General features: G+C 64.1%; 11 protein-coding genes and 1 pseudogene. 4 read left to right on the forward strand and 8 right to left on the reverse strand.

Features of this window, described 5'->3' with window-relative positions; all coding sequences use genetic code 11:
* Nucleotides 1–2 precede the first annotated feature (2 nt).
* Nucleotides 3–221, forward strand: coding sequence for a hypothetical protein (locus tag AruPA_RS18475; RefSeq protein ID WP_265638234.1), 219 nt, complete (start codon nt 3–5; stop codon nt 219–221).
* Nucleotides 218–1,447 (forward strand): glycosyltransferase, encoded by a 1,230-nt coding sequence (locus AruPA_RS18480; protein ID WP_265638235.1) that lies wholly within the window; start codon nt 218–220, stop codon nt 1,445–1,447. The genes AruPA_RS18475 and AruPA_RS18480 overlap by 4 nt, the downstream gene beginning before the upstream one ends.
* Here AruPA_RS18480 and AruPA_RS18485 read toward each other — a convergent pair.
* The 8 genes and pseudogenes from AruPA_RS18485 to AruPA_RS18520 all read right to left on the reverse strand — a co-directional run bounded on the left by AruPA_RS18485 (nt 1,398) and on the right by AruPA_RS18520 (nt 11,582).
* Nucleotides 1,398–2,969: a lysine--tRNA ligase gene (locus AruPA_RS18485; RefSeq protein ID WP_265638236.1), complete on the reverse strand. Its 1,572-nt coding sequence runs from the start codon at nt 2,967–2,969 to the stop codon at nt 1,398–1,400. The genes AruPA_RS18480 and AruPA_RS18485 overlap by 50 nt on opposite strands.
* Nucleotides 2,970–3,077: 108 nt before the next feature.
* Complete coding sequence (locus tag AruPA_RS18490; protein WP_265638237.1) at nt 3,078–5,456, reverse strand: phosphoketolase; 2,379 nt, start codon at nt 5,454–5,456, stop codon at nt 3,078–3,080.
* Nucleotides 5,457–5,493: 37 nt separating this feature from the next.
* Nucleotides 5,494–6,528, reverse strand: coding sequence for a zinc-dependent alcohol dehydrogenase (locus AruPA_RS18495; protein WP_265638238.1), 1,035 nt, complete (start codon nt 6,526–6,528; stop codon nt 5,494–5,496).
* A 25-nt stretch (nt 6,529–6,553) separates the two neighbouring features.
* Nucleotides 6,554–7,993, reverse strand: a complete 1,440-nt coding sequence (locus AruPA_RS18500) for an NAD(P)(+) transhydrogenase (Re/Si-specific) subunit beta (RefSeq protein ID WP_265638239.1) — start codon at nt 7,991–7,993, stop codon at nt 6,554–6,556.
* Between the two features lie 3 nt (nt 7,994–7,996).
* A pseudogene (locus AruPA_RS18505) lies at nt 7,997–8,340 on the reverse strand (proton-translocating transhydrogenase family protein).
* A gap of 13 nt (nt 8,341–8,353) precedes the next feature.
* Nucleotides 8,354–9,073 carry a hypothetical protein gene (locus AruPA_RS18510; protein WP_265638241.1) on the reverse strand — a complete coding sequence of 240 codons (720 nt, stop codon included), beginning with the start codon at nt 9,071–9,073 and terminating at the stop codon, nt 8,354–8,356.
* Between the two features lie 44 nt (nt 9,074–9,117).
* Nucleotides 9,118–10,500 carry an NAD-dependent succinate-semialdehyde dehydrogenase gene (locus AruPA_RS18515; RefSeq protein WP_265638242.1) on the reverse strand — a complete coding sequence of 461 codons (1,383 nt, stop codon included), beginning with the start codon at nt 10,498–10,500 and terminating at the stop codon, nt 9,118–9,120.
* A 44-nt stretch (nt 10,501–10,544) separates the two neighbouring features.
* A complete protein-coding gene (locus AruPA_RS18520; protein ID WP_265638243.1) occupies nt 10,545–11,582 on the reverse strand; it encodes a zinc-dependent alcohol dehydrogenase family protein in 1,038 nt (345 codons plus the stop codon).
* 287 nt (nt 11,583–11,869) lie between these two features.
* Between AruPA_RS18520 and AruPA_RS18525 the strand changes: the two genes are divergently transcribed.
* On the forward strand, nt 11,870–12,262 hold the full coding sequence (locus tag AruPA_RS18525; RefSeq protein ID WP_265638244.1) for a rhodanese-like domain-containing protein: 393 nt from the start codon (nt 11,870–11,872) through the stop codon (nt 12,260–12,262).
* Nucleotides 12,263–12,378: 116 nt separating this feature from the next.
* Nucleotides 12,379–13,548, forward strand: coding sequence for an acetate/propionate family kinase (locus tag AruPA_RS18530; RefSeq protein ID WP_265638245.1), 1,170 nt, complete (start codon nt 12,379–12,381; stop codon nt 13,546–13,548).
* Nucleotides 13,549–13,676 lie beyond the last annotated feature (128 nt).

Below are 13,676 nucleotides of genomic sequence, written 5' to 3' on the forward strand. Positions count from 1 at the left end.
AGATGGAAGGTCTCTTTTTTCTCGCCGGGTTGTTTGCCGTCGTCTGGCTCGCCTATTGGGTCGCCCAGGAGGGCCGCGGCGCGCCCGGTGCCAGGCGCCAATGGTCGCCGTTCGACTGGGCTGAAGACGCGGCGCCGCCGGCCGCCGAGCCGGGCAATGCGCCGCCGCGCCGCGCCGGTGCATCCTGGCGGGACCGCGCGGGCGGCCACCGGAGACGATGACGCTCCGGCTCGTCACGATCTCCACGCTGTTTCCGAACCTCGCGATGCCCTCGCACGGCGTGTTCGTCGAAACAAGGCTGCGGCATCTGCTGGCCGATGAGCCGGTCGAGAGCGTCGTGCTCGCGCCGGTGGCGTGGCTACCGGCCCGCGCCGCACGGCTCGGCGACTGGGCACGCCGCGCCGCGGCCCCGGCGCGCGAGACGCGGTTCGGCATCGATGTGCGGCATCCACGCTATCTCGCGATCCCGCGCATCGGCCAGGCACTGACGCCGCATACCCTGTACTGGGCGCTCAGGGCCGCGCTGCGCCGGTTGATCGCCGAGGGCTACCAGCCCGATGCGATCGATGCGCATTACCTCTATCCCGACGGCGTGGCCGCTTCCTGGCTGGCGCGGGACTTTTCCCTGCCGCTGGTGCTGACGGCGCGCGGGTCGGATGTGACCCAATGGCCGGATTTCGCCCGGCCCCGCCGCCTGATTGGCGCGGCGATCCACCAGGCGGATGCGCTCATCACGGTGAGCGATGCGCTCGGCCGCGGGCTGGCCGCGCTCGGCGCCGATGCCGCAAACATCACCACGTTGCGCAATGGGGTGGATATCACGCTGTTCACCCCGCTCGACCGCGCGGCGGCGCGTGCCGCGATCGGGTTGGACAACCCCTATATCCTGTCGGTCGGCCATCTGATCCCGCGCAAGGGCCATGATCGGGTGATCGAGGCGTTTGCCGCCCTCGCGGATACGGTGCTCGCCGGGCATGATCTGGTGATCGCCGGCGAAGGGCCGGAGCGCGAGCAGTTGACCCAACTGGCGAAGTCACGCGGCCTTGCCGCACGGGTGCGGCTGGTCGGCGCAATGCCGCAGCCGCGGCTACCGGCCTACTACAGCGGCGCGGCCTGCCTCGTTCTCGCCTCGAGCCGCGAGGGATGGGCGAACGTGCTGCTCGAAGCCATGGCATGCGGCACGCCGGTGGTGGCCTCACCGGCCGCCGGCAATGACGAGGTGGTGCGCGCGCGCGCCGCCGGGCTGGTCGCGGCGGATTTCACGCCGGCTGCCCTTGCCGCGGCCTTGCAATCATTGCTGGCCGATCCGCCGGCCAGGGCCGCGACGCGCGCCTATGCCGAGGCGCATGGCTGGCGCGAGATCAGCGCCGGGCAACGCGCGATCTTCGAGCGCGTGATCAGTCGGCGGCAGCCGGCTCGCGCGCCAGCGCTCGTTCGATCAGGCTGATGGTCGGCGCCACTCCGTACAGCGCGATGAACCCGCCAAAGCGCGGGCCTTCGGACTGGCCGAGCAGAACCTGATAAAGACAGCCGAACCAGTCCTTCAGGGATGCGAAGGCATGCCGCTTGCCGACATCGTAGAGCAGGGTTTGCAGCGCATCGGCATCGGAAGGCGCGGTGGCGAGCGCGCGCGCCAGATCGTGCAGCGCCGCCCGTTCGAGCTCGGTGGCGGCGCGGTAGCGCTTGGTCGGCTTGACGAAATCCTGGTAGTATTTCACCGCGAAATCGACCAGCCGGGCCAGAAACGGCGAGGAATCGGGGTTGGCATCCGGCCGGTAGGCACGGATGAAGCCCCAGAGCATGTCCGGCGTTTCGGCGTTCACCACCGAGGCAAGGTTGAGCAGCATGCCGAACGGCACCGGGCTGCCGGATGAATTGGGAATGACGCCGCCGTGGATGAACCAGGCGGGATTATCCTCCGCGGTGCCGGTGCCGGCGCAGAGCGCATCGACGCTGGTCAGGTAATCATCGGTCGCGCGGGGGATCACGTCGAAAAACAAGCGCTTGGCGCGCTGCGGCGAGGCGAACATGAACTGGCCGAGGCTTTCGGCCGGGGCGTAGTTCAGCCACTCTTCGACCGAAAGCCCATTTCCCTTCGACTTGCTGATTTTCTGCCCCTTGTCGTCGAGGAACAGTTCATAGGTGAAGGTTTCCGGCGGCTCGGCATCCATCGCGCGCACGATGGCGCTGGAGAGCCGCACGGAATCGATCAGATCCTTGCCGGACATTTCGTAATCGACGCCGAGCGCGTACCACCGCATCGCCCAGTCGGCCTTCCACTGCAGCTTGGCGGCACCATCGTAGATCGAGGTTTCGAACACGGCGCCGGTCTCCGGATCGCGCCAGGTGACGCTGCCGGCATCGACATCGACCGCATCGATCGCGACCTGCATGACCACGCCGGTGCGCGGGTGCAGCGGCAGGATGGGCGAATAGGTGGCGCGCCGCTCCGGCCCGAGCGTGGGGCGGATGATATCGCGAATGATGTCGTGCCGCGCCGCGACCACGCGCAGCGCATCATTGAACCGGCCGCTGGTGTAATAGTCGGTCGAGGAGGCGAATTCGTATTCGAAGCCGAAACCATCCAGAAAGGCGCGCAGACGAGCATTGTTGTGGGCGCCGAAGCTCGCATGGGTGCCGAACGGGTCCGGCACGCGGGTGAGCGGCTGGCCGATGTAGGCCTGCAGCATCTCCTGGCGGGGCACGTTGCCGGGCACTTTGCGCAGCGCGTCCATATCATCGGAAAACGCGAGCAGTTTCGACGGCAGACCGGTCAGTTTGCTGAAGGCGAGGCGGATCCACGAGGTCCGGGCCACCTCCATGAACGTGCCGATATGCGGCAGGCCGGAGGGGCCGTAGCCGGTTTCGAACAGCGCATGGGTTTTCCCCGAACGGGCAAGGCGTTGGGCGACGCGCTCCGCCTCACGGAACGGCCAACTGGTGGGGGATTTGATGTCTTGATCGGTCATGGGGTGGGTTTAGGGTCGCCGCCCGGCGGGGTCAAACGCCGGGCGCGTCAAGCGGCAAGGCATCATCCGGCTCAGCCTCATCGGCATGCGCGGTGCCGGATCATCCGCTCATCGCGCCCACCGCCAGTCGCGCACCTCCGGCATGTCCTCGCCGTGCTCGCCGATATAGAGCCGGTGGCGTTCCATCGTGGTCCAGTACCGCGCGGTCGCCGCCTCGACCGCGCCATGCAGGCGCGGGATGCGCGTGATCGCATCGAGCGCCAGCTGATAACGATCGAGGTTGTTCAGTACCACCATGTCGAACGGCGTGGTCGTGGTGCCTTCCTCCTGATAGCCGCGCACATGGAAATGATCGTGACCATGCCGCCGGTAGACCAGTTTATGGATCATCGCGGGATAGCCGTGGAAGGCGAAGATCACCGGCCTGTCGGTGGTGAACAGATCATCGAAATCCCGGTCGTCCAACCCGTGCGGATGCGCCGATTGCGGTTGCAGCGCCATCAGATCGACCACATTGACCACGCGGATGCGAATGTCCGGCACGTAATCGCGCAGCAACGTCACCGCCGCCATGGTCTCCAGCGTCGGCACATCGCCGGCGCAGGCCATCACCACATCGGGCTCGCCCGCGGTATCGCTCGCCCAGTCCCAGATGCTCGCCCCGGCGGCGCAGTGGCGCACCGCCTGCTCCATCGTGAGCCACTGGAACTCCGGCTGCTTGCCGGCGACGATCAGATTGATATAGTTACGGCTCCGCAAACAATGATCGGCGACCGAGAGCAGGCAGTTGGCGTCCGGCGGCAGATAGATCCGCACGACATCCGCCTTCTTGTTGGCGACATGGTCGATGAAACCAGGGTCCTGATGCGAGAACCCGTTATGATCCTGCCGCCAGACATGCGAGGTGAGCAGATAATTCAACGAGGCGATCGGTTTGCGCCAGGCGATGGTACGGCTGACCTTGAGCCATTTCGCATGCTGGTTGAACATCGAATCGATGATATGGATGAAGGCTTCGTAGCAGGTGAACAATCCGTGCCGCCCGGTGAGCAGATAGGCTTCGAGCCAGCCTTCGCACAGGTGCTCGCTCAGAATCTCCATCACCCTTCCCTGGGCGCTCAGGTCGGTGTCGGTCGGGATCGTGGCCGCCATCCATGCCTTGCCGCTGACCTGATAGACGGCATCCAACCGGTTCGAGGCGGTCTCGTCAGGGCCGAACAGCCGGAAATTCGCGGCAGCAAGATTGAGCTTCATCACCTCGCGCAAAAACCCACCAAGCACCCTTGTCGCCTCGGCGGTGACCGAACCCGGCGCGGGTACGCTCACCGCATGGTCATCGAGATGCGGCATCACCAGCGGGACCAATACCTCACCGCCGTTCGCGTGCGGGTTGGCCCCCATGCGGCGATGGCCGGTGGGCGCGAGCGAGGCGTAATCATCGCGCAGCCCGCCCTGCGCATCGAATAATTCGTCAGGCCGGTAACTGCGCAGCCATTCATCGAGTTGCGTGAGATGATCCGGGTTTTTGAAATCCGCAAGCGGCACCTGATGCGCGCGCCAGGTGCCTTCGACCGGTTTGTTATCGACGAATTTCGGCCCGGTCCAGCCCTTCGGACTGCGCAGCACGATCATCGGCCAGCGCGGCCGTTCCGGCGTGGCGCCGTCGCGGCCGGCCCGGGCACTGGTCTGGATCGCGCGGATCTTGTCGAACACGAGATCGAGCGCCGCCGCCATCGCCTGATGCATCAGCGCGGGATCGTCACCGGCAACGACATGCGGCTCATAGCCATAGCCGCGCAGCAGGGCGTCCAGCTCATCGGGCGGAATGCGCGCGAGCACGGTCGGGTTGGCAATCTTGAAGCCGTTCAAATGAAGAATCGGCAGCACCGCGCCGTCGCGCACCGGGTTGAGAAATTTGTTCGAATGCCAGCTGGTCGCCAGCGCGCCGGTTTCGGCCTCGCCGTCGCCGATCACGCAGCTGACAATCAGCCCCGGATTATCGAACGCCGCGCCATAGGCATGGGCGAGCGAATAGCCGAGTTCGCCGCCTTCGTGGATCGACCCCGGCGTGCCCGGCGAGACGTGACTCGGAATGCCATAGGGCCAGGAAAATTGCCGGAACAAGCGATGCAGCCCATTGCGGCTGCGCTCGATATCCGGGTAGCGCTCGGTATAGGAACCCTCGAGATAGGTCTGCGCCACCACACCGGGCCCGCCATGACCGGGTCCGGCAATATAGATCATGTCGAGATCGCGTTCGGTGATCATCCGGTTGAGATGAACATAGATGAAATTGAGCCCCGGCGTGGTGCCCCAATGGCCCAGCAGCCGCGGCTTTATGTGGTCGAGCGTCAGCGGCACATCGAGCAGCGGATTGTCCTTCAGATAGATCTGCCCGACCGACAAATAATTCGCCGCCCGCCAGTAACCATCCATCCGCCGCAGCAGATCGGCCGATAGAGGTCCGTCTTCATCGCTATCGCGCATGATCTCTCCGTTTGTCGTCGAATGACACTGCGTGGACTTAGGTATGCGCGAAGTCGATCACCACCCGCGCCGGCACATCGCCATGCTCAAGGCGCTGCAACACCTCGTTGATCGCCGAGAGCGGTTGCAGTTCGATATCGGCTTTCACCTTGCCCTGGGCGGCGAAACCCAGAGCCTCGGCCATGTCGTGCCTGGTGCCCACGAACGAACCGCGGATCGTGATGCAGTTGGCCACCACATCGAACAGCGGGATCGGAAATTCACCCGGCGGCAGGCCGACCAGCACGCAAATGCCGTGCTTGCGCGTCATCGCCACACCCTGGTTGAAGGCGATCAGCGAGGGTGCGGTGATCAGCACGCCGTGAGCGCCACCATCGGTGAGTTTTTTGACCGCTGCGGCCGGATCGCCCGATCTGGCGTTGACCACGCAATCGGCGCCGAGCACGGTGGCCCGGGCCAGTTTGCGATCGTCGATATCGACCGCGCAGACCATCAGCCCCATCACCTTGGCATATTGAACGGCCAGATGCCCAAGACCGCCGGCGCCGGAAATGGCGACCCATTCGCCCGGCCGCGCGCCGGTTTCCTTCAGCCCCTTGTAGGTGGTGATGCCCGCGCAAATGATCGGTGCTGCCGCACGCGCATCGAGCCCGGACGGGATATGCGCGACGTAATCGGGGTCGGCGAGACTATATTCCGCGAAACCACCGTTTTTCGTATAGCCGCCGAACTCCGCTTCGGCGCACACCGTCTCCCACGCGGTCAGACAATATTCGCAGTGACCGCAGGCAGAATAGAGCCACGGCACGCCGACCCGATCACCTGCCTTGACAATCGTGACCCCCGCGCCGACCGCCGAGACGATGCCGATGCCCTCATGGCCGGGAATGAACGGCAGTTTCGGCTTCAGCGGCCAATCGCCCTGGGCGGCGTGCAGATCGGTGTGGCAGACGCCGCAGGCCTCGGTCTTGACCACGATCTGGCCCGGGCCGGGCGTGGGGATCGCCCATTCGCGCAGCACCAGCGGTTTCCCGAAGGCTTCGACCAACGCGCAATGCATTGTGGTTGCCATGATTATCTCCTGTTGCAGGGTGTGATTACGCTGCCGCCTTGGTTCCGAGGCCGCGCACGGCCTCGATCATGATGGCGAGCACCGCTGCGGCGTCGCCATAGACCATGTTGCAATTCTCAGCGTAGAACAGCGCGTTTTGAATACCGGCATAGCCTTTGCCCTGGCCGCGTTTGATGACGTAGACTTGCTTGGCTTTGTCGGCATTCAGGATCGGCATGCCAAAGATCGGCGAGGATTTGTCGGTGCGCGCCGCGGGATTGACGACGTCATTGGCGCCGATCACCAGCGACACATCGGTCTCGGCGAATTCGGTGTTGATGTCATCGAGTTGGAAAATCATGTCGTACGGCACGCCAGCCTCGGCGAGCAGCACATCCATCTGGCCCGGCATGCGGCCGGCGACCGGATGGATCGCAAATTTCACCGAAACCCCATCCGCCTGCAGCAGTTTGACGAATTCGAACAATTTCTGCTGGCCTTGCGCCGCGGCCAGACCATAGCCGGGCACGATGATGACGCTTTTGGCGTAGCGCATGAACGTGCCGGCATCGGCCGCCGAGGTCGGTTTCATTTCGCCCTTGATCGCGCCATGGCCATGCGAGGGCGCATCGCCGAAATTCGAAAACAGCACATTGGCGATCGAACGATTCATTGCCCGTGCCATCAGAATCGTCAGCATCAGCCCGGCAGCACCCACCACCATGCCGGCAATCATCAGGGCCGGATTCTGCAGCACGAACCCTTCGAGCCCCACCGCCAACCCGGTGAACGCATTATAGATCGAAATCACCACCGGCATATCGGCACCGCCGATCGGCAACGTCAGCATGATGCCGAACAGCATGGCCAGACTGAAGAACCCATAGATGAAATCGGGCGAAACCGCGCTGCTCCGGCTGAGCACCGCGATCATCACACCCGCTGACAGGCTCAGCACAAATAGCGCGAGATTGATGTAGCGCATGAACGGGAGACGCAGCGGCCTGGTCAGAATGCCCTGCAATTTCGCCCAGGCGATGATCGATCCCGCAAACGAAACCGCACCGATCAAGGCACCCAGCACCGTCACCACCAGCGGCACGATGCCGGTGGTGTGACGGGCGAACAATTCAACTGCCGCAATCGAACCCGCGGCACCGCCGCCCATGCCGTTGTAAATCGCGACCATCTGCGGCATCGCGGTCATCGCCACCTTGCGGCCACCCCACCACGAAACCCCGCCACCGATCACCAGCGCGAGCAGCGCGAGCCCGATATTGACCGGCAGGAACGGCCGCGCCGCCGCACTGACGCCGACGATGTCGAGAAACGTCACCAGAATCGCAACCGCCATACCGATGCCGGCGACGAAAATCCCCGACGGTGCCGTAACCGGCGAGGCCATCCGGTGCAGACCGTACAGCAGCAGAAATGCCGCCACCAGATCGACCGCGCCGACCAATAATTGGGAAATCTGATCGATCATGGCTCAGACTTTCTTGTGAGAGGCAGCGCGCTTGTGCGCCGGCCGTCTTGCATGCGCCGGATGCGCGCTGGTCTGAAACATCGCGAGCATCCGGCCGGTCACCGCATAGCCGCCGGCGGCATTGCCGGCGCCCAGCAGCACGGCGATGAAGCCGATGATGCGTTCGGTCAGCGTCGTCGCATCGAGCAGCACGATGATGCCGCCGATCACCACGATGCCGTGGACGAAATTCGAGCCCGACATCAGCGGCGTATGCAAAATCGCCGGCACCGGCCGATGATGATCCAGCCGGCAAACCCCGCCAGCATGAAAATATAGAGCCCGGTGAAACTATCGATCTGGATCATGACAATCTCGCTTTCATGCCGCTTTCTGCGGGGTTGTCGCCTTCGGCGTGACCCTTTTGCCGGCGTGGGTGATGGCGGTCTGCGCCAGAATGTCGTCCTGCCAGTCGATCGTGATGACATTGTCCTTGAGCATCAGCGCGAGCAGGTTGAACACGTTGCGCGCATAGAGCGCGCTGGCATCCGCCGGTAGGCAGGACGGCACGTTGAGCGGCGCCGCAATGCTCACGCCACCCACCCGCACCGTCTCGCCCGGCACGCTCGCCTCGCAATTGCCACCACCCTCGGCCGAAAGATCGACGATGACGGAACCCATTTTCATGCCCGCAACCTGCGCCTTGCTGATCAGCCGCGGCGAGCGATGGCCGGGGATGGCGGCGGTGGTGATGATCAGATCCGCCTGCTGGATATGCGTGGTCAGCACGGCATCGATCTTCGTGGTTTCGGCCGGGGTCAGCGCGCGCGCATAGCCGCCCTTGCCCGTCGCATCGACGCCGGTAGCCACGAATTTGGCCCCCAGCGAGGCGATCTGCCCCGCGGTATCTGGCCGCACATCATACCCCTCGACCATCGCGCCGAGCCGGTGCGCGGTCGCGACCGCTTCGAGCCCCGCGACCCCCAGCCCCATCACCAGAACCTTGGCCGGCCCGATCGTGCCGCCCGCCGTTGTCACCTTCGGCAACACGCGCCGCTCATGCGCCTGGGTTTCCTTCAAGACGGCGACGTTGACGTACATGGTAATCCCTTTATTGCAGCTGATCTGTTAAACGAGGCTCTGCGTCAGACCGGTGCCGCGACAGCGGCATAACGGACCAGTTTTTTATTGACGAATTCCTGAATGCCCATGTCGCCCAACTCGCGGCCATAGCCGGAGTCTTTGATGCCGCCGAACGGCAGTTCGGCATCGGACCAGGAGATGTTGTTGATGAACATCATGCCGGTCTCGACCCGGCTGGCCACCCGCTTGCCGCGCGCGATGTCCTTGGTGAACACCGAGCCGCCGAGCCCGAAATCGGAATCATTGGCCAGCGCAATCGCCTCATCCTCGTTCCTGACGCGGAAGAACATCGCGACCGGGCCAAAGAACTCATCGCGAAACGCCGGGTTGCCCGGCTTCACATCGGTCAGGATGGTCGGCTGCATGAACGAACCGGGACGATCGATGCGCTTGCCGCCCAGCACCACCGTGGCACCATGCGCCACCGCGACCTTGACCTGTTCGAGCAACTGTACCAGCGCCGCCTCGGTCGACAGCGGACCCAGCGTGGTCGCCTCATCGAGCGGATCGCCGGCTTTCAACGCACCCAGTGCGGCCTTGAACCGTTCAAGAAACTCGTCGGCCAGCGCCTCGACCACGATGAACCGCTTGGCCGCACAGCAGGTCTGTCCGCCGTTATACATGCGCCCCCACACCGCCCACTTCACGGTATGATCCAGATCGGCATCGTCGAGCACGATGAACGCATCGCTGCCGCCCAACTCCATCGATGACGGCTTCAGATTCTGCCCGGCGCGTGCTGCAATCGAGCGGCCGGCGGCGACACTGCCGGTCAGCGCCACGCCCTTGATGCGCGCATCATCGATTACGGTTTCGGTCTGCTCATGCGTGATCAGCAGATTGGTATAGAGCCCAAGCGGCCCGCCCGCCTCGATCCAGATTTTCTCGAACGCGATCGTGCATTGCGGCACGCAGCCGGCATGTTTGACCATCAGCACATTGCCCGCCATCAGATGCGGCCCGGCGACCCGTGCCAGCTGATAATATGGAAAGTTCCAGGGCTCCACGCCAAAGATCACGCCGATCGGCGTGCTCTCCATATGCGCATCACCGATCACCGGGTGCAGCTCCTCGGGGGCCAGAAACTTCGCGGCGTTCTTGGCGTAATAGGCGAGAATGTTGGAGCTGAACTCCACCTCGCCGCGCGCCTCGTTGATCCGCTTGCCCATTTCAAGCGTCATGATATGGGCAAGCGCATCGGCCCGGTCATGCATGATGGCGGCAGCCTTGTTCACGATCACCGCGCGCTCGGCGTAGGATTTGTGCTTCCAGCTTTCGAAACATGCCGTCGCGGTCTCGATTTTTGCTTCAAGCTGCGCATCGGAGAGTTCGACGAACGTCTGCAACAGTCTGCCGTCGAACGGATTGACGCTTTGATAACCCATGGAATTGGTCCTTTTCGGTTGTTATGCGTAAAGCCAGCTTTGGCTCACGCCGTGATGATGACCTTCAGCGCGTGTGATTTCGCGGCGTGGCCAAAGGTGTCATACGCTTCGATAATCTGATCGAGTTCGAAATGATGCGTGATCAGGCGTTTCGGATCGATCTTGTTGGCGCGCAGCACATTGAGCAGCATCGGCGTGCTCACGGTATCGACCAGCCTGGTCGTGATCGTGACATTGCGATCCCACAAATGTTCCAGATGCAGATCGACCTTGGTGCCGTGCACGCCGATATTCGCAATCACGCCGTCCGGTGCAACGATACGCTCGCACAACTCGAACGTGGCCGGAATGCCGACCGCCTCGATCGCGGTATCCACACCGCGCCCCGCGGTCATGCCCATGATCGTCTCTACAGCCTTGCCATCGCCGCTGTTCACCGTCGCGGTGGCACCGAAACGCTTGGCGATTTCGAGGCGATTGTCATCGAGATCGACCATGATGATCTCGGCCGGCGCGTAGAATTGCGCGGTCAATAATGCGGCCAGACCAATCGGCCCGCCGCCGACAATGGCAACCACGCTGCCTGGCTGCACCCGTCCGTTGAGCACGCCGCATTCGAACCCGGTCGGCAGAATGTCGCTCAGCATCACCAGCGCCTCTTCATCCGCGCCTGCGGGAATGTGATACAGGCTGTTGTCGGCGTAGGGTATGCGCACGAATTCGGCCTGCGTGCCATCGATACTGTTGCCGAGAATCCAGCCGCCGGTTGTGCAATGCGAATACATCGATTTGCGGCAATAGGCGCACCGGCCGCAGGCGCTGATGCAGGAAATCAGCACATGGTCGCCCGGCTTGAACGCCGAAACCCCGGCCCCCACCGTCTCGATCACGCCGACACCCTCATGCCCCAGAATCCGCCCCGGCGTGCAGGTCGGCACATCGCCCTTCATGATGTGCAAATCGGTACCGCAGATCGTCGTCTTGCTGATTTTCACGATCGCATCGGTCGGCGCGATGATGACCGGTTTGGCGTGATCGTCGAGCGATTGCTTGCCCGGACCGTGATAGATAAGCGCTTTCATGTCTGACCCCGATGTTGGAGAAAATCATCCGCAACCTCTCTGGCCTTCGAGCCGAAGTCGTCGCGCGATGATCGAAAATCGGTGGCCGTATCCGCGGGTCCCGACCGGCGCATCAGAGGCGCAAGCGCGCCGCGGGTCATTGATCCAAATCAAACCCTGAAATTAATCCAGTCAATCTGCCCCGGCCGCATAAAATTGGTGCGGGAGGACTGCGGCCATTCATTTCACTATTGTCATCGTCGCCGCGACCAACGATATCACCGTCAGGTCTTTCGAAGGAGGCAGCCATGTCATACAGTTCAAGCCAGCACGTCGCCGAAGCCGCGCGCGTCACAGAGCGCCTCACCCCTGCCGAAGCCGTGAAGCTGATCGGCGATCACAGCGTCACCTTCATCGATGTGCGCGATCCGGCCGAACTCGCCAAGACCGGCAGCATCGCCGGTGCCGTCAACGCCCCTCGCGCCCTGCTCGAATTCAAGGCCGACCCGGCGAGCCCGATGCACGAACCCGCGCTCACCAGCGGCAAACGCCTCGTTCTGTTCTGCGCCTCCGGCGGGCGCGCCGCGCTCGCCGCAAAAACCCTGCACGACATCGGGTTGCATCACGTCGCCCATGTCAGCGGCGGCGGCTTCGCCGCACTCGCACAGGCGGGCGCCGCAACAACGCCGCCGGCGACATGAACCACGAACGAACGCCGATCAACCACATCCGGCGTGTGCTCGTCATCGTGACCAACCGGCCGTACAAATGCCCCGTCTGTTCCGCGGCCCGTCCGGGCCGATGATGGCGCCTGGCAATGGCTGATGCGGTGCTGATCCTGAACGCGGGTTCATCGAGCATCAAATTCGCGATGGTCGAAACCGGCGGCGCGCGCCTCGCCCATGGCCAGATCGAGCAGATCGGCGAGGCCCCGCATTTCCAGGGCTTCGATCGCGACGACAAACGCGTGGTCGATCGCCACTGGCCCGATGGCGCGACCCTCTCGCACGAAGATCTGCTGACGCCGCTGCTCGACTGGGCCGAAACCCATCTCGGGGGCGATCGTCTGATCGGCGTCGGGCACCGCATCGTCCACGGCGGGTCCGATTTCATCGCCCCGGTCCGGCTCGACCCCGGCACTCTGGCCGCGCTCGACCGGCTGACGCCGCTGGCCCCGCTGCATCAGCCGCATAATCTGGCTGCAGTCCGTGCGATCACCGCCATCCGCCCCAGTCTGCCGCAGATCGGCTGTTTCGATACCGCGTTTCATCACACCATGCCGCCGGTCGCGACCCGCCTGCCACTGCCGGCGCGCTACCATGCCGCCGGCGTCCGGCGCTACGGGTTTCACGGCCTGTCCTACGAATTCATCGCCCACCGCTTCGCGGCGCTCGACCCCGTCCGCGCCGCCGGGCGGGTGATCGCAGCCCATATCGGCAACGGCGCCAGCGCCTGCGCCATGCGCAACGGCCGCTCGGTCGATACCACCATGGGCTTCACAGCGCTCGACGGGTTGATGATGGGCAGCCGCACCGGCGCGCTGGACCCCGGCGTGGTGCTCTACATGGCGCAGCATGAAACCCTGGCGCCGGATGCGATCAGCCATATCCTGTACAGTGAATCCGGCCTGCGCGGCGTCTCCGGCCTCGACTCTGATATGCGCGTCCTGCTGGCGAGCGACCAGGCCGATGCCCGCCTCGCGGTCGATCTGTTCTGCCACCGCGCCGCGCGCGAAATCGCCGGCCTCACCGTGGCGCTCGGCGGGCTCGACGCACTGATCTTCACCGCCGGCATCGGCGAACACGCCGCCCCGGTCCGTCGCATGATCTGCGACAGGCTCGGCCATCTCGGCATCACGCTCGACCCTTCAGCCAACGACCGCGCCGGCCCGATCATCAGCGCCCCGCACGCAAAAATCGCAGTCTGGGTGATCCCGACCGACGAAGAAGCCATCATCGCCCGCCACACCATCGCCCTGCTAACCTGAAAAATTCATGAAGCCGCATTCGGCTTTGGGCGTCATGCGGGCTTTACAACCAGACATTGGGCAGTCGCGCGGAAGCGCCGGTGCGTTGATCCGGGGCTTGCGGGCTTGGTGATGGCGAGGCGCTGGGG

Source organism: Acidiphilium sp. PA (assembly GCF_026191915.1).
GTDB lineage: Bacteria > Pseudomonadota > Alphaproteobacteria > Acetobacterales > Acetobacteraceae > Acidiphilium.